This is a genomic window from Streptosporangium sandarakinum (assembly GCF_013409935.1).
Classification (GTDB): Bacteria; Actinomycetota; Actinomycetes; order Streptosporangiales; family Streptosporangiaceae; genus Streptosporangium; species Streptosporangium nondiastaticum.
This window is the reverse complement of the sequence record NZ_JACCCO010000002.1, coordinates 362,417-377,920: the sequence shown is the minus strand read 5'-3', so window position 1 is coordinate 377,920 and position 15,504 is coordinate 362,417. Positions and strand designations below refer to the sequence as shown.

The window sequence follows — 15,504 nt, the reverse complement described above, 5'->3', positions numbered from 1 at the left end:
GTCCCTCTTGTGACTCATCCCCGGAGATCCACGCCCTCCGTGTGGCCACGATCACACCTGACCATAACCCTCTTTTCCGGTAGGTTATTATCGATTCACCTCAGGCGATCCCATGCCTCCGTTCACGAAGGGCAGCCCCATGTCACGTTCCAGACTGCGATTCGCCGCCGCGAGCGCCGCCACGCTCGCCGTCGCAGGGCTTCTCGGGGCCTGTGGCGGCACGGGACCCGCGGCGGACTCCTCGACCGGAAAGGCGAAGGCCGCGGGGCAGCCGGTGTACGGCGGCACGCTGACCTATCTGGAGCACCAGCCTCCGACCTGCCTCTACCTGCCGGCCGCCGGGTTCTATCCGAACGGCGGCATCCTGAACCAGATCACCGACAAGCTCACCTGGCAGAACCCCGAGACGCTGAAGATCGAGCCGTGGATCGCCACCAAATGGGAGATCGACAAGGACGCGACCGAGTACACCTTCCACCTGCGTGACGGCGTGACGTTCAGCGACGGCACCCCGCTCGACGCGGAGGCGGTGGCCGCGAACTTCGACGTCTACGGCCTCGGCGACGAGAAGCTGAAGCTCCCGGTCGCGGAGTTCGTCAACAACTACGAGCGCAGCGAGGTCGTCGACCCCCTGACCGTGCGCTTCCATTTCACCAAGCCCTCGCCCGGTTTCCTCCAGGGCACATCCGTCATCGGCGCCGGCCTGGTCTCGAAGAAGACGATCGCCCTGCCGTACGAGGAGCAGTGCCGGCTGAGGAACATCGTCGGCTCCGGTCCCTTCACGGTGAAGAACCAGGTCGTCGACAAGGAGGTGGACCTCGCCGTCCGGAAGGACTACGACTGGGCGCCGCCGTCGTCCGGGCACCAGGGCCGGGCCTATCTCGACGAGATCAAGATCATCGTGACGCCAGAGGACAACGTGCGCGTCGGCGCGCTCGTCTCCGGACAGGCCGACTTCGTCCGGTACGTGCAGGCGTACGACGAGGCGACCGTCAAGAACGCCGGGTTCACCGTCTACGCCGAACCCACCAGGGGCGTGAACAACGGCCTCTACCTGCGGCCGGGCAACAGCATCCTGAAGGACCGCGGCGTCCGCAAGGCGCTCCAGGCCGGGACGAACGCCAAGGAGATCGTCGAGACCCTCTTCACCTCCGGCTACCCGGTGGCCACCTCGGTGCTGAGCCGGCTCGCCCAGGGCTACACGGACCTGTCGAAGGAGCTCGCCTACGACCCGGACCGGGCCGCCACACTGCTGGACGAGGCCGGCTGGACCCGGGGCCCCGACGGCGTCAGGGAGAAGGACGGCAGGAAGCTCCGGCTCGGCGTGTTCGTCGCCGGCCCCCAGCCGCTCTCGAAGCAGACCCTGGAACTGGTCGGCCAGCAGTGGGCCAGGATCGGGGTCAAGCTGGAGATCCGCCCCGCCGACGCGGGCACCCAGGCCGTGGACATCAAGGACGCCGAGAAGACCGCCGTCGCGCACAGCATGGTCGGCCGCGCCGACCAGGACGTGATCAAGAGCCACTTCCACAGCCAGAACCGCGACGTCATCCTCTCCGACGACGAGAAGCTGGACCGGCTGCTGGAGGAGGAGTCGGCCGAGCCCGACGTCACCGAGCGCAACGCCAAGGTCGCCGAGATCCAGCGGTACGTGGTCGACCAGGGGTACGCCATCCCGCTGTTCGAGGAGCCCCAGGTGTACGGCGGGGCGCCCTACGTGCACGGAGTCGCCTTCGAGGCGGTGGCCAGGCCCTCGTTCTACTCGGTCTGGAAGTCGGAGCGGGAGTAGCGGTGGCGAGGTATCTGCTTCGACGGACCGCGCAGGCGGCGTTCGTGCTGTGGGCCGCCTTCACCGTCGCCTACGTCCTCCTGCAACTGCTGCCGGGCGACTCGATCCTGATCAAGTTCCAGAATCCGGAGCTGGGCCTGTCGCCGCGGCAGATCCAGGAGATCCGCGCCTACTACGGCGGTGACGTGTCCCCCCTGGAGTCCTACGCGACCACCCTGCTCGGGTTCCTGCGCGGCGGCTTCGGCTACTCCATCGACACCGGCACCCCGGTGGTCGAGAGGCTGGCCGAGGCGCTGCCCGCGACGGCCGTGCTGGCCGGAAGCGGGTTCCTGCTGGCGGTGCTGATCGCCGTGGTGATCGCGTTCGCGGCGGGTCACAGCAGGACGTCGTGGATCAGGGGCGCGCTGCTGGCGGTGCCGTCGCTGTTCGTCTCGGTCCCGGTGTTCTGGCTGGGCATCCTGCTCATCCAGGTGTTCTCGTTCCGGCTCGGCCTGGTGCCCGTCATCGGGGGAAGCGCCCTCCAGCAGCTCGTCCTGCCCGTGCTGACGCTGGCCGTGCCGATCGCCGCCCCGATCGCTCAGGTCCTGGCCCGGAGCATCGACCGGGTGCAGGCGCAGGCGTTCGTGCCCGTCGTGGCCGCGAAGGGCGCGTCGCGGTGGTGGATCCTCTGGCGGCACGTGGCGCGCAACGCGGCGCTGCCCGCGCTGACCGTGGCCGGGGTGACGTTCGGCGAGCTGATCGCCGGTTCCGTCGTGACGGAGACGGTGTTCGGCCGCAACGGCATCGGCAGGCTGACCGAGCAGGCCGTGAACGCCCAGGACACGCCGGTGATGCTCGCCGTCGTGGTGCTCGCCGCGGCCGTGTTCGTGCTGGTCAACTTCGCCGTCGACGTGCTGTTCCCGGTGCTCGACCCGCGGCTGAGGGCGGTGACCGGATGAACCGGCCGAAGACCGGGCTGCTCGTGGCCTCGCTGGTGCTCGCGGTCGTCGCGCTCTGGGCGCTCGCGCCGGGCCTGTTCACCGCCCACGACCCCATCGCGGGCGTGCCCGCCGAGAAGCTCCAGGCGCCGAGCGCGCGGCACCTGTTCGGCACCGACGCGGTGGGCCGCGACCTGTTCGCGAGAGTGGTGCACGGGTCCGTGCACTCGCTGTCGGGGGCGTTCGTGGCCGTCGCGGTCGGGCTGCTCCTGGGGACCCTGCTCGGGCTGCTGGCCGGATCGGCCGGCGGGCCGGTCGACGACGCGGTCATGCGCTTCGTCGACGTGCTGCTCTCGGTGCCCGGCCTGCTCCTGGCACTCACCGTGATCATCCTGCTCGGCCCCGGTACGGTGAACGTGGCGATCGCGGTCGGCACCGGCTCGGTCGCGGCCTTCGCCCGCCTCGCCCGGTCCGAGGTGGTGCGGGTGCGCCGTACCGACTACGTGGAGGCCGCGTTCGGCAGCGGCGGCAGATACCCGGTCGTGCTCTGGAGGCACGTGCTGCCGAACTCGCTCGGACCCGTCATCGCGCTCACCGCGCTGCAGTTCGGCATGGCGATCCTGGCCATCTCGACGCTCGGCTTCCTCGGCTACGGCGCGGAGCCGCCCACACCGGAGTGGGGCCTGCTGATCGCCGAAGGGCGCAACTACCTGGCGACGTCGTGGTGGCTGACCACGCTGCCGGGGGCCGTGGTGGTCGCGGTGGTGCTCGCCGCCGGCCGGATCAGCCGCTCCATCGGAAGGAGCACGGCATGAGCCTGCTCGACATCCGCGACCTCGCCGTGTCCTACGGCGGCAGGCCCGCGGTCAGAGGGATCTCCTTCAGCGTGGAGCCGAAGGAGGTCGTCGCCCTCGTCGGCGAGTCGGGGTCCGGCAAGTCCACCACCGCGCACGCGATCATGGGGTTGCTCCCCCCGGGCGGGACGGTGGACGGCGGCCGGATCCTGCTCGGCGACGCCGACCTGACCTCGTGGTCCTCGCGGCGCATGGAGTCGGTGCGCGGCACACGGATCGGCCTGGTCCCGCAGGACCCGGCGAACTCCCTCAACCCGGTCAAGACCATCGGCGCCCAGATCGGCGAGGTGTTCCGCCTGCACGGGCGGGGCGACCGCCGTACGATCCGGCGGCGGGTCGTCGAGCTGCTCGCCCGCGTCGGCCTGTCCGACCCGGAGACGCGGGCCCGCCAGTACCCGCACGAGCTCTCCGGAGGGATGCGGCAGCGGGTGCTCATCGCCATCGCGATCGCCCTGGAACCGCAACTGATCATCGCCGACGAGCCCACCAGCGCCCTGGACGTCACCGTGCAGCGGCGCATCCTGGACCTCATCGACGACCTGCGTGCCGAGTTCGGCACGGCGGTGCTGCTGGTCACCCACGACCTGGGCGTGGCCGCCGCCCGCTCGGACCGGCTGGTCGTCATGAAGGACGGCCTGGTCGAGGAGGAGGGACCGACCTCCGCCGTGATCGCCGACCCCCGGGCCGGCTACACCGCGCGGCTGCTGGACGACGCCCCGGCCCTGTCGGCCCGGGAGTTCCGGACGGCCGAGCCGGGCGGCCGCGGTCCCGCCGTCGTGGTCCGGGACCTGGTCAAGGAGTTCCGGACCGGCCGGCGCCCGTTCCGCGCCGTCGACGGAGTCTCCTTCGAGGTGGCCGCCGGGACGACGCACGCGCTGGTGGGGGAGTCGGGCTCGGGCAAGACCACCACGGCGCGGATGGTGGCGCGCTTCGCCGAGCCCACGTCCGGGACGGTGGAGATCCCCGGGGCGGGCCCGGGACGCCTGTTCCGCCGCCACGTCCAGCTCGTGTACCAGAACCCGTACGGGTCGCTCGACCCCCGGCAGTCCATCGCGGAGATCGTGGAGGAGCCGCTGCGCAACTTCCGGCTCGGTGACCGCGCGGCCCGCCGTACCCGCGTCACCGAACTGCTGGAACGGGTGGCGCTCCCGCGGGACGTCGCCGGGCGCAGGCCCCGGGAGCTCTCCGGCGGGCAACGGCAGCGGGTGGCCATCGCCCGCGCGCTGGCCGCCGGACCCGAGGTGCTCGTGCTCGACGAGGCGGTCTCCGCGCTCGACGTCACCGTCCAGGCGCAGATCCTCGACCTGCTGGAACGGCTCCAGCGTGACCTCGGACTGACCTATCTCTTCATCTCGCACGACCTCGCGGTGGTGCGGCAGATCTCACACACCATCTCCGTCATGAACGAAGGGCGCATCGTGGAATCCGGAACCACCCGGCAGGTCTTCACCGACCCATGCCATCCCTACACCCGGGAACTTCTCGCCGCGATCCCGGAGCCGGTCCGATGAGGCTCGGCTTCTTCACCCGGCTCCTCGACGAGGCGCCGCCCGGAGAGCGTTACCGGCTGGCGGCCGAGCAGATCCGGCACGCGGAGGCCCTGGGGTTCGACACCGCCTGGGTCGCGCAGCACCACTTCAACGCCGCCGAGGGCGGCCTGCCCTCGCCACTGGTGTTCCTGGCGCACGTGGCGGCGGAGACCCGCAGGATCCGCCTCGGCACCGGCATCATCACGCTCCCGCTCGAAGACCCGCTGCGCACGGCCGAGGACACCGCCGTACTCGACCTGCTGTCCGGTGGCCGCCTGGAAGTGGGCGTGGGCAGCGGGGGGACGCCCGCCTCCTTCGCCCCCTTCGGCCGCGACAGCGCCGGCCGCGCGGCCCTGTACGCCGAGCACCTGGCCGTGCTGGTCCGGGCCTGGTCCGGGGAGGACCTCGGCGGCGGCAACCGGCTCCACCCGCCCGCGCCCCGGCTGACCGGCGCCGTGTGGGAGGCGACGTTCTCCGCGGCCGGCGGCGCCCGCGCCGGCCGGGCGGGCAACGGGCTGATGCTCTCGCGCACCCAGCCCCGCCCCGCCGACCGGCCGGAGGCGACCCTCGCGGAGCTCCAGCGGCCCATCGTGGACGCCTACCTGGAGAACCTGCCGCCGGACGCCACACCGCGGATCATGGCTTCGCGCACCGCCTTCGTGGCCGACAGCCGGACCGAGGCGCTCCGGCACGCGGAACGCGGCCTCAGCGGCGACCGGCTCCCGTTCGAGCTGCCCGACAGCGACCTTGATCGGCGGATCACCGCGTTCGACGTGCACGTCGGCACCCCGCAGGACGTCATCGAGACCCTCCAGGCCGACCCGGTCCTCGACCGGGTGACCGACCTGGCCCTGCAGGTGCACTCGGTCGACCCGCCGCATCCCCTCATCCTCCGCTCCATCGAGCTGCTGGCGACCGAGGTCGCGCCCGCGCTCGGCTGGGTCCCCTCGGCGGAGAGGAGCCTCGCGTGACCACGACGGCACGAGACCCGTACGCCCCGGCAGGAACGAGCCCCGCATGACCCTCGACATCCCCGGCACCGCAGGCACTACCGACGTCATCGACCGGCTGGCCGGGATCACGCCCGGCTCATCCCTCGACCGGCTCCGCCACCGGCGGCCGGGCGCCCGCGAGCACGCCCAGCGCAGCTTCGACGCGCTGTTCGCCCCCGACACGGAGACCGAGGTCACGCTCGTCGAGCGGAACGCGATCGCCGCCTTCGTGACCGGGCTGCACCGCGCCGCCCCCGCCGCCGGCTTCTACGCGGAGCGGCTGGCCGACCTCGCCCCGGGCCTGTCGGCGGCCGTACGGGCCGAGGTCGAGGCGGGCGCCGCCACCGGACCCTACGGGGTCTATCCGGCGGGCGTCGCGGCGCCGGAGGAGAGCGTCGAAGGACCGCGCCACCGCGTCGGCGACCCCGGCGCGCTGGGCGCACGCCTCACCGCCGCGTTCGAGCACGCGCACCTGCTCGTGTTCCGGCCCCGCGAGGCGAGCAGGGAGGCCCTCGACGCGCTGCGCCGTGCGGGCTGGAGCTCCACAGGCATCGTCACGCTCTCGCAGCTCGTGGCCTTTCTCAGCTTCCAGGTCCGGGTCGCCGCCGGACTGCGTCTGCTGGGGGCCGCCGCATGACCGGTTTCACCCGGGAACAGCTCGGCTGGACACCGTGGCTGGAGCCGCCGGCCGCCGATGAGCTCACCGACGAGCACCGCGAGGCACTGGTCGACAGGGCGCGCGCCGCGTCGCCGTACTTCCGCCTCCTCGCCCGCGACCCGCGAATCCTCCACGCGCGTACGGTGACCGACAACGACATCTTCCACAACGCCGACGGCGGACTGCCGCGGGCCGAACGCGAGCTGGCCGCCACGGCCACCTCCCGCCGGAACGGCTGCGTGTTCTGCGCCTCGGTGCACGCGCGCTTCGCCGCGCACCACTCCAGGCGGCCCGGCGACGTACAGCGGCTGCTCGACGAGGGCGTCCACGCACGGCAGGACGACCGATGGCGGGCGATCATCGACGCGTCGGCGGCGCTCACCGCCACCCCGGGCGAACTCACCGCCGGACACCTCGCCGCACTGCGCGCCGCGGGGCTCGACGACCTGGAGATCAGCGACGTCATCAACGCCGCCGCGTTCTTCAACTGGGCCAACCGGCTCATGCTCTCACTCGGCGAACCAGTGAAGGAGGAGGACCGGTGACCACCGGTACGACCATCGACCCCCATCTCGACCACCTCGTCTACGCGGTGCCGGACCTGCTCGCCGGCGTCGCCGAGTTCGCCGAGCGCACCGGCGTCACCCCGGTGGCGGGCGGCAGCCACCCCGGCGGCACCGCCAACCACCTCGTCGGCCTCGGCCCCTCCTCCTACCTGGAGATCATCGGCCCCGATCCGGCGGCCGGGCCCGACACCCGCCCGCGCGCCTTCGGCCTGGACTCCCTCCGCGAGCCGCGCCTCGTCGCCTGGGCCGTCCACCCCGGTGACATCGACGCCGCGGTACGGCGGGCGCGGGAACGCGGCCACGACCCCGGCGACGTCCGGCCGCTCTCCCGGCGCACGCCCGGCGGGACGCTGCTGGAGTGGCGGTTGACCCGCCGCGACGACCCGGCAGCGGTCAGACCGGTGCCGTTCCTCATCGACTGGGGCCGTACCCCCCACCCCGCCGCCTCCGGGCTGCCCGAGCTGAGCCTGGACTCCTTCGCCGCCGCCCACCCCGACCCCGCCGGACTCCGCCGCGACCTGGCCGCGCTGGACGTACGGCTCGACGTCGCCGAGGGCCCGGAACCCGCGCTGAGAGCGGTGCTGCTCACCCCTCTCGGCCCTGTGACGCTGACCTGAAACGGAGATCCACCCGTATGAGCACCCTCCGCGACTACCTGTCGCAGAAGCGCACGGCCCTGCTGGCCCGCCGGGAGTCCCCCGAGCGGGGCCCCGTCCCGCTGCACGCCCACGTCACGGCCGAGGGCCGCAGCGGAATCCGGCGCATCAGGATCAGGGACTTCCAGATCCTCAGCGACAGCGGACCCGACTTCGCCGGATACGACCTCGGCCCGGGCTCCCCCGAGCTGCAGGCGGGTGTGCTGGGAAGCTGCGTCACCCACGTCTTCCTGATCAAAGCGGCCGAGTCGGGGATACCGCTCGACTCGCTGGAGGTGGACGTGCGCGCCGAGTACGATCCCGCGGCCCAGCGGCCGGGCGAGAACGGAATCCCGGTGTACCCGCAGAACTTCCGCTACGAGGTGCTGATCGACTCACCCGCCTCGGACGAGGAGCTGGCCCGCCTGCACGCCGAGGTCGAGCGGGTGTGCCCGATCCTCAACCTGATCCGCCACGCCCAGGACATCAGCGGCTCGGTGGTGAGGGTCCGCGCCGGGTCGGCCCTCCCGGCGTAGCGCCGCGGCCCTGACCGCCATCCGATACGCGGCCGGTCGTCCGTCCTCTGCGCTTCACCGCGACGGCATGAGCCGTCCGCCCTCCGAGCCGCGCGCTCGACGGGTTCCCCGCCCGGATCGCGCGTATGAGGGCTGTGAGGGTCGCGAGGCTGCGGGCGGGACCGGCTCGCCTCGTCGGCCGGCGGCCGGCCCGCCGGCCCGTGCCCGCACCCGCCCGGAACCGGAGGCGCCGGTCCCGGGCGGGCGGCGGGGCCCGCCGTCATCCGGCGTAGGTCTCGTACTCGGCGACCTTCGGCGTTCCGGTCGAGCCGGTGATCTCGAAGGTGATCTTGCGTAGCGAGGTCCGGGGGAAGGTGATGACGCCCGCCCCGCTGCCCGAGGTCAGGACGGCGCCGGTGTCGGCGTTGACGACCCTCCAGGTCCTGATGCCGCCCGCGGACCCCGAAGCCTCCCGGATGTTGATCTTGGATACCGCGGTGGGGGAGTCCCACTTGATCGAGATGGAACCGGTCGAGCCGGACGGCGACCAGTGGGTGCTCATGTCACCGTCCCGCACGTTGCCGTAGCTCGTCCCGCTCGCCTTGCTGGATCCGTCGGCGCCGGCTCCGAGGCTGAGGTTGGTCCCGCCGGGCTGGGTCGGCCCGGTGGTGGGGGTGGTGGTGGGTCCCGGGGTGGGGGTCTGCGGTGAGCAGCTGCCGTTCGACACCTTCAGCCCCTTGCCGGCGCCCGCCGTCCGGCCCACGATGTCCGGCACGCAGCTCGCGCCGTCGAGGCTGTAGGGGTAGGGGATGTCGACGGTGGTGTTGGACCGTGGGTCGGGGCCGGCGGGGTTGGTCTCGCTGCCGGGGCCGGACCAGGTCACGTTGTCGAAGATGTTGCCGCTGACCTGCCAGTAGCCGGCCTCGCTGGTGTAGAAGGTGCCCAGGACGTCCTTGGAGTCCTTGAAGTAGTTGTTGTCCACCTTGGCGCGGGCTCCGGCCCGGGAGTTGATGCCGGACTCGTTGAGGCGCACGTAGTGGTTGTTGTAGATGTGGGCTACGCCGCCGCGCAGCAGGGGCGTGCGGGAGTCGATGTTCTCGTACAGGTTGTGGTGGTAGGTGATGAAGCCGTTCGAGCGGTCGCTCTCGCTGGACCCGACGAGGCCGCCGCGGCCGGAGTTGCGCAGGATGCTGTAGGACAGGGTCACGTACTGGGTGTTGTCCTTCATGTCGAAGAGGCCGTCGAAGCCCTCCGGCTCCCCGCCCGAAGCCTCCAGGGTGGCGTGATCGACCCAGACGTTGCGGACGTCGCTCTCCATGCCGATGGCGTCGCCGCCGTTGGACGTGGGCGAGCCCGACTTCTTGACGTTCCGGACCGTCACGTTCTGGATGATGATGTTGCCGGCCTCGCGGATGTGGATGCCCACCTGGTCGAAGACGGCTCCGCCGCCGACCCCGATGATCGTGACGTTGCTGATCTGCTTGAGCTCGATCACGCCGTCGGCGGTGTTGCAACTGCCGCCCGACACCTTGGCGGTGTTGGCGTGGTTGATGATTCCTTCGACCTCGATGGTGATCGGGGTGCTGCTGCCGGCCCGGCTGCACAGGGCCTGGTGGATCGCGGTCCCCGTGGTGGCCCGTACCGTCTGCCCGCCCGCGCCACCGGTGGTCCCGCCGTTCTGGGTCGCGTAGCCGGTGGCGCCGCCGGCCGCCGCCGACGCGCCGGGTAACGACAGGATCGTGCCGGTCGCGGCCGCAACGGCCGTCGTGGCCAGCGCCGCACAGAGTCGCAGCGCGACTGGTCGCCTCATGATCGACGTCCCTTTCGTTGTTGAGTTCCGGATGGCGCCGCTCCATGTCCGGGGTGTTCCGGCGGACCGTTGGCGTCGGCGACCCGTCGCCGGGCAGGGGGTGCGAGCGTTTTTCGATGTGGACGGGGGCGGTGGTTCAGCCGCGGCCCGGCTCCGCGGGGCGCCGGTGCCGGCCGCGGGGCCGCCGCGACCGTGCTCCCGCCGCGGTGCGAAGGTCGCCTCCGTCGGGGCGGCCTTTGTATAGGAAAGCGCTTTCCAGTGAAAGATAGGGCGGCCCTTTCGGGTTGGCAAGGCCGCGCGCTGAAAATCCACCCGGTCCGGGCCGGGCGGCGTGCCGGAGCCCTGGGAACGCCCCCGGAAAGCCGTGCCGGTGGACATCGATCCGGGCGGTGAGCTGCGGAAACCCGAAGGAACGATGCAAATGACGGCTCTGCCGCGGATTTGTCGGTGAATGAAAGTTTCATAGCGCCGCAACGGTCTTCGTTCGGCGCCGACGAGCTCGTGACCGCGATGTTCTCGAATCACTGCCGCCGTCCACGGCGGACGGGATTCCGCGTTTCCGCTCACCACCGCGCGCTGAAGGCGGCGAGAGCACCGGAAGTGAAGGGGGCGGGAACCGGTTCCGGTTCCCGCCCCGAGGTCACTCGAAGAACAGAATCTAGTGCCGCATCAAGCAACGTTCGCCCGGGCGGCTTGCCGGTGAGGGCAGGCGCGCTATGTACGGGTGGCCTCGAAGGTCCACACGTCGTCTGCGGCTGTTGGTGCGGTGCCTGCTCGGTAGCCGCCGTGGACGCTGACATTTGCGAAGCCCGCCTGGTGCAGCATGGCTGTGAACTCGGCCAGCCCGAACCACAGCAGGGAGAAAATCTGGAGCTCGGTGCGTGTCAGGGTGCCGTCCTTCCAGGCTTCGTAGCGAAGCCAGCGGGTGGTGCGCTGGGCCACCGGGTCCACGTGCGTGCGCCAGGTGGTGAGGGTGACGAGATCGCTGCCACTCCACTGGTGGGGGACCGGTCCGTTGTCGGGGGCTGTGCCCGCGGACGGAGGTTCGATGTCGACGATCAGCCGGCCTGCTGGAGCCAGGTTTTCGTGCATGACGGTGAGTGCGGTCTGCGCGCTTTCACGGTCGGGAAGCAGGGCGAAGGACCCGGTGGGGATCACGATCGCTTCGAAGGCGCCGGGGTCGTGGTGCGTGGTCATGTCACCCTCGAAGACATCGGCCTTCACACCTCGCTGGGCACAGTTGACGCGGCACTGTTCCAGCATGGAGACCGAGGTGTCGTAGCCGCGCACGGTCAGTCCCTGTTCGAGCAGGGGGATCAGGATTCGGCCGGTGCCCACGGCGGGTTCCAGGATGGGGCCGGACACGTTCCGCAGGCGGTCGGCGTAGAACTCGACGTCTCCGAACGAGGTGCCGATCGGCTTGTCGAGTTCGTAGAACAGGGTTGCCAGCGGTCCGTAGCGCCAGGCGGTGTTGTCGAAGCCAGTGTCCATGTGTTCCTTCGGTGACGCTTCAGGCAGATAAGAGTGCTCTGTTCAGTATCTTGTGGGCATACTGCTATAACGCCGTCCGGGAAACCAGCCAGTATGCGGGCATGGCCGCACCGGTGCGTTTGCGTGAGATTGATGATGCTGAGGGAGAACGGCTGCTGCGGATCATCCGCAGGGGCACCGGGTCGGTGGTGACCTGGCGGCGGGCCCAGATGGTGCTGCTGTCCGCTCAGGGCATGCCAGCGGCGCGGATCGCCGAGGTCTCGTTCACCAGCGACGACCGGGTCCGGGACGTGATCCACAACTTCAACACCGACGGCTTCGAATCTCTGTATCCGAAGTACTCCGGCGGCCGGCCCAGAACGTTCACGCTGCCCGAGCGGCGCGAGATCAAGAAGATCGCCAAGTCGAAGCCGACCGAGCACGACCTGCCGTTCTCGACCTGGAGCCTGACCAAGCTGGCGGACTTCCTGGTCGCCGAGGGGGTGGTCGACGACATCAGCCACGAGGGCCTGCGCATCCTGCTCCACGAGGAAGGCGTCTCGTTTCAACGCCTGAAGACCTGGAAGACCTCCCGCGATCCGGACTACGCAGCCAAGAAGGCCCGCGTCGAACACCTCTACGCGATCGCCGATGGTGAGGTCACACCCGAGGACGGTGAGCCCGACGTCGTCTTCTGCATGGATGAGTTCGGCCCGCTCAATCTGATGCCCCACCCGGGCCGGCAGTGGGCCGAGCGCGACGGCAAGCAGAAGGACCCTGCCCACGAACCGCGTCGACGCCGGCGGGCGACCTACAACCGTTACGGCGGAGTGCGGCATCTGTTCGCAGCCCTCGACCTGGCCAAGGACAAGCTCTATGGACACATCAAGCCGGTCAAGCGGCGCACCCAGTTCCTGGAGTTCTGCCGCACCCTCTACCCGCCAACAGTACGGATCGCGATCGTCTGCGACAACTTCTCCCCACACCTGACCACGAAGAAATGCCAGCGCGTCGGCACCTGGGCCGCAGCAAACAACGTCGAGATCGCCTACACCCCGACGAACTCCTCCTGGCTCAACCGGATCGAAGCCCAGTTCACCGCCCTGCGCTACTTCACCCTCGACGGCACCGACCACGCCGACCACAAAGAACAAGGCAGCATGATCCGCCGCTACATCATCTGGCGAAACCGCCACGCCGACGACCGACGTCTACGCGCCGTCGTCAACAGGGCAAACGTTGCTTGATGCGGCACTAGACCGTCCGGCCGTCACCGCCGGGCCGGGGCGCGTCCTCCAGCGCCTTGGTCGCGCCCAGCGGACCTCAGGCCGATCTCCTCGCGTTCGACGTCCGTCGGATCGAACAGCCAGTCGGTGACCGGCAGGCTGGAAACGTCCTCCGGGCGGCCGGCCTCGGCCCGCATCACCTCCGCCTCGACCTCGGCCTCGAGTTCGTGCAGAACGTCGTTTCCGCCGCTCGGAACGCTCATCATTCCTCCCGGTGATCCCGGTGATCCCGGTGATCCCGGTGATCCCGGTGATCCCGGCGTGGACGCGGGGTCACCTTCCGTCGGCCTGTTCGCCGGTGGCGGCGCCGCCGAGCCAGTCGTGGTAGCGGATCGCGCCGAGGGTGGCGCCGTCCTCCGGAACCAGCGACCGGTCGCTCAGCTCGCTGCCGAAGTAGCGCGCGTGCGGGTCGGTGACCACCTCACGCGGGTCGCCCCAGGCGACCAGCGCCCGGCGGAAGAACTCGTCCATCCGGAACCGCTCCGGCCCGGCGATCTCGGTCCTGCCGTTCAGCGGCGACCCCACCGCGATCCGGCCGACCGCCTGGGCGACGTCGTCGCCCGCGATGGGCTGGAAGAGCACGGGCGCGATGTGCACCTTGCCGTCCACCGTGGCCTCGTCGGCGATGCCGCGGGCGAACTCGAAGAACTGGGTCGAGTGCACGAGCGAGAACGGGACCCCCGACTTCTCGATCAGCCGCTCCTGGGCGATCTTCGCCGCGAAGTAGCCGTTGTCCGGCATCCGCTCCGTTCCCACGATCGACACCGCGACGTGGTGACCCACACCCGCCGCCGCCTCCGCCGCGAGGAGGTTGCCCGTGGAGGTCTCGAAGAACTTCAGCACCGCCTCCCTCTCGAACGACGGCGAGTTCGACACGTCGACCACCACCTGCGCGCCCGCCAGCACCTCGGCCAGCCCCTCGCCGGTCAGCGTGTCGACGCCGGTGCCCGGCGCCGCCGCCACCGCCTCGTGGCCGTGCTCGCCCAGCCTCGTCACCAGCTTCGACCCGATCAGGCCGGTTCCGCCGACCACCACGATCATCATCGTGTTCCCTTTCCGTCCGCCGGGCCGCCCTGTCGCCACCCGGTCGCCAGCTGAGACCGGGCAGCCTCCGGGTTTGTGACGGCCACCGCGAAATTCTTCCCGGGCCTATGACGCGTCATCGGTGGCGAGCGGAACCTTTGCCGCCCGTTCGCCCCCGCACGGCGGAGGACGGTCACCTCACCGGGCTCCGGCGCGGGCCCCGGCGTTCGCCGCCCAGATCGTGACGGCGACCAGCAGAACGCAGACGGCCGCGATCGCTCCTACCACGGCGGCCACGCCGATCCAGGGCGCCGCGAGCGGCAGCGCCAGGACGACGACGACGCACCCCGGAACCGTGGCGGGAAAGAGGACGGGTACGGCGCCGACCAGCTCGTTCACCGCCCACAGCAGGGCGAGGTACACACCCACCGGGGCGGCGACCGCGTAGCCGAGCGCCATCGGCGACACCGCGACGTCGTGCCCGCTCCGCTCCACCGCCACTTCGAGCCCGGCGCCGAGGGCCGCCAGGGCCGCGAAGATGCCGTAGTGGCCGTACCCCCACAGGTAGGACCGCCGGCGGTGGTCGCTGAGACCGTCGCCCGCCGGGCCGAGGAAGTACAGCCACCAGAGAGCGAACAGCAGGAGGAGACCGGCGACGGCGATCACGACGAGGCGTCCGCCGACCTCGCCCGCCTCCAGCGCCCCTTCGACCCCCCTGCTCGCGGCCAGGACGCTCTCACCGAGCAGGATGATCGTGAACAGGCCGTAGCGTTCGGCGATGTGATGCGGGTGCCAGCTGGTGGACCCGGCCCGCTCCGCCCACCACGGCACCGCGATCTCCAGGGCGGCCAGGAGGACGAAGGACGGCAGGCCCAGGGACGGGGGCAGCGCTCCCGTCTCCACGAGAGCGAGCCGCGACAGCCAGCCCACCTGCAGGAAGGTGATGCCGCCGGCGTAGCGGAACGCGGTACGGCGCCCCTCCGGATCCTCGCGACCGGCCCGCAGCCACTGGACGACGAGCCCGATCCTCATGAGGAAATAGCCCAGCGTGATGACCCCATAGTCGGAGTGGCCCGCCGCGGCGGGCACGCCGGCGGCGAGGACCAGCACACCGGCCATCTGCACCATGGTGAGCAGCCGGTAGGGGATGTCGTCGGTGTCGTAGGACGAGGCGAACCACGTGAAGTTCATCCACGCCCACCAGATCGCGAAGAACACCTGAAGGAACGGCACCAGCCCGGCCAGGCCGTGACCGCCGGCGATGCCGTGTGCGAACTGCGCGGTGGCGGCCGCGACCGCGACCACGAAGGTCAGATCGAACAGCAGCTCCAGCGGGCTCGAAACGCGGTGCGGCTCGTCGACGGCACGGGCGCTCATTCGGGTCCGGATCCGGATCGTGGTGCCTCCTGGGGGCAAGGTCCTGCTCCTGTCGTTTCGCAACGTACGGTCATCCTGAAGATAGA

Annotated in this window: 15 protein-coding genes; 10 read left to right on the top strand and 5 right to left on the bottom strand. The window is 70.8% G+C overall.

Features of this window, described 5'->3' with window-relative positions; translation table 11 throughout:
* Positions 1-139 precede the first annotated feature (139 nt).
* From HDA43_RS20375 to HDA43_RS20335, 9 genes are read left to right on the top strand one after another with little or no spacing between them, the layout of a single operon-like run.
* The gene (locus tag HDA43_RS20375; RefSeq protein ID WP_179824083.1) at positions 140-1,786 is read left to right on the top strand and encodes a TIGR04028 family ABC transporter substrate-binding protein; all 1,647 of its coding nucleotides are present in this window, start codon (positions 140-142) and stop codon (positions 1,784-1,786) included.
* Between the two features lie 2 nt (positions 1,787-1,788).
* Positions 1,789-2,724: an ABC transporter permease gene (locus HDA43_RS20370; RefSeq protein ID WP_179824081.1), complete on the top strand. Its 936-nt coding sequence runs from the start codon at positions 1,789-1,791 to the stop codon at positions 2,722-2,724.
* Positions 2,721-3,518, top strand: coding sequence for an ABC transporter permease (locus HDA43_RS20365; RefSeq protein ID WP_179824079.1), 798 nt, complete (start codon positions 2,721-2,723; stop codon positions 3,516-3,518). Before HDA43_RS20370 ends, HDA43_RS20365 begins: the two co-directional genes overlap by 4 nt.
* Positions 3,515-5,068: a dipeptide ABC transporter ATP-binding protein gene (locus HDA43_RS20360; protein ID WP_179824078.1), complete on the top strand. Its 1,554-nt coding sequence runs from the start codon at positions 3,515-3,517 to the stop codon at positions 5,066-5,068. Before HDA43_RS20365 ends, HDA43_RS20360 begins: the two co-directional genes overlap by 4 nt.
* Positions 5,065-6,057, top strand: a complete 993-nt coding sequence (locus HDA43_RS20355; protein WP_179824076.1) for a putative FMN-dependent luciferase-like monooxygenase — start codon at positions 5,065-5,067, stop codon at positions 6,055-6,057. Before HDA43_RS20360 ends, HDA43_RS20355 begins: the two co-directional genes overlap by 4 nt.
* 46 nt (positions 6,058-6,103) lie before the next feature.
* Positions 6,104-6,715: a CMD domain protein gene (locus HDA43_RS35215; protein ID WP_179824074.1), complete on the top strand. Its 612-nt coding sequence runs from the start codon at positions 6,104-6,106 to the stop codon at positions 6,713-6,715.
* Entirely contained in the window at positions 6,712-7,281 is a 570-nt protein-coding gene (locus HDA43_RS35210) for an alkylhydroperoxidase domain protein (protein ID WP_179824072.1), read from the top strand. Before HDA43_RS35215 ends, HDA43_RS35210 begins: the two co-directional genes overlap by 4 nt.
* Positions 7,278-7,919, top strand: coding sequence for a VOC family protein (locus tag HDA43_RS20340; protein ID WP_312873468.1), 642 nt, complete (start codon positions 7,278-7,280; stop codon positions 7,917-7,919). Before HDA43_RS35210 ends, HDA43_RS20340 begins: the two co-directional genes overlap by 4 nt.
* A gap of 17 nt (positions 7,920-7,936) precedes the next feature.
* Positions 7,937-8,473, top strand: a complete 537-nt coding sequence (locus tag HDA43_RS20335) for an OsmC family protein (RefSeq protein WP_179824070.1) — start codon at positions 7,937-7,939, stop codon at positions 8,471-8,473.
* A 259-nt stretch (positions 8,474-8,732) separates the two neighbouring features.
* Here HDA43_RS20335 and HDA43_RS20330 read toward each other — a convergent pair whose 3' ends face one another.
* Both HDA43_RS20330 and HDA43_RS20325 read right to left on the bottom strand, forming a co-directional pair.
* On the bottom strand, positions 8,733-10,262 hold the full coding sequence (locus HDA43_RS20330; protein ID WP_179824068.1) for a pectate lyase family protein: 1,530 nt from the start codon (positions 10,260-10,262) through the stop codon (positions 8,733-8,735).
* Positions 10,263-10,976: 714 nt separating this feature from the next.
* The gene (locus HDA43_RS20325; RefSeq protein WP_179824066.1) at positions 10,977-11,753 is read right to left on the bottom strand and encodes a class I SAM-dependent methyltransferase; all 777 of its coding nucleotides are present in this window, start codon (positions 11,751-11,753) and stop codon (positions 10,977-10,979) included.
* A gap of 101 nt (positions 11,754-11,854) precedes the next feature.
* Between HDA43_RS20325 and HDA43_RS20320 the strand changes: the two genes are divergently transcribed.
* A complete protein-coding gene (locus tag HDA43_RS20320) occupies positions 11,855-12,979 on the top strand; it encodes an IS630 family transposase (protein ID WP_179824064.1) in 1,125 nt (374 codons plus the stop codon).
* 23 nt (positions 12,980-13,002) lie between these two features.
* Here HDA43_RS20320 and HDA43_RS20315 read toward each other — a convergent pair whose 3' ends face one another.
* From HDA43_RS20315 to HDA43_RS20305, 3 genes are all read right to left on the bottom strand, one after another.
* A complete protein-coding gene (locus HDA43_RS20315; RefSeq protein ID WP_179824062.1) occupies positions 13,003-13,221 on the bottom strand; it encodes a hypothetical protein in 219 nt (72 codons plus the stop codon).
* A gap of 70 nt (positions 13,222-13,291) precedes the next feature.
* Complete coding sequence (locus HDA43_RS20310) at positions 13,292-14,062, bottom strand: SDR family oxidoreductase (protein ID WP_179824060.1); 771 nt, start codon at positions 14,060-14,062, stop codon at positions 13,292-13,294.
* A gap of 177 nt (positions 14,063-14,239) precedes the next feature.
* Positions 14,240-15,418, bottom strand: coding sequence for a low temperature requirement protein A (locus HDA43_RS20305; RefSeq protein WP_179824058.1), 1,179 nt, complete (start codon positions 15,416-15,418; stop codon positions 14,240-14,242).
* Between the last annotated feature and the right edge of the window lie 86 nt (positions 15,419-15,504).

Excerpts from the sequence above, each read along its gene's own strand:
- HDA43_RS20375 (WP_179824083.1), top strand. The coding sequence starts at position 140 with ATGTCACGTTCCAGACTGCGATTCGCCGCCGCGAGCGCCGCCACGCTC.
- HDA43_RS20365 (WP_179824079.1), top strand. The coding sequence starts at position 2,721 with ATGAACCGGCCGAAGACCGGGCTGCTCGTGGCCTCGCTGGTGCTCGCG.
- HDA43_RS20360 (WP_179824078.1), top strand. The coding sequence starts at position 3,515 with ATGAGCCTGCTCGACATCCGCGACCTCGCCGTGTCCTACGGCGGCAGG.
- HDA43_RS20355 (WP_179824076.1), top strand. The coding sequence starts at position 5,065 with ATGAGGCTCGGCTTCTTCACCCGGCTCCTCGACGAGGCGCCGCCCGGA.
- HDA43_RS35215 (WP_179824074.1), top strand. The coding sequence starts at position 6,104 with ATGACCCTCGACATCCCCGGCACCGCAGGCACTACCGACGTCATCGAC.
- HDA43_RS35210 (WP_179824072.1), top strand. The coding sequence starts at position 6,712 with ATGACCGGTTTCACCCGGGAACAGCTCGGCTGGACACCGTGGCTGGAG.
- HDA43_RS20335 (WP_179824070.1), top strand. The coding sequence starts at position 7,937 with ATGAGCACCCTCCGCGACTACCTGTCGCAGAAGCGCACGGCCCTGCTG.
- HDA43_RS20330 (WP_179824068.1), bottom strand. The coding sequence starts at position 10,262 with ATGAGGCGACCAGTCGCGCTGCGACTCTGTGCGGCGCTGGCCACGACG.
- HDA43_RS20325 (WP_179824066.1), bottom strand. The coding sequence starts at position 11,753 with ATGGACACTGGCTTCGACAACACCGCCTGGCGCTACGGACCGCTGGCA.
- HDA43_RS20320 (WP_179824064.1), top strand. The coding sequence starts at position 11,855 with ATGGCCGCACCGGTGCGTTTGCGTGAGATTGATGATGCTGAGGGAGAA.
- HDA43_RS20315 (WP_179824062.1), bottom strand. The coding sequence starts at position 13,221 with ATGAGCGTTCCGAGCGGCGGAAACGACGTTCTGCACGAACTCGAGGCC.
- HDA43_RS20310 (WP_179824060.1), bottom strand. The coding sequence starts at position 14,062 with ATGATGATCGTGGTGGTCGGCGGAACCGGCCTGATCGGGTCGAAGCTG.
- HDA43_RS20305 (WP_179824058.1), bottom strand. The coding sequence starts at position 15,418 with ATGAGCGCCCGTGCCGTCGACGAGCCGCACCGCGTTTCGAGCCCGCTG.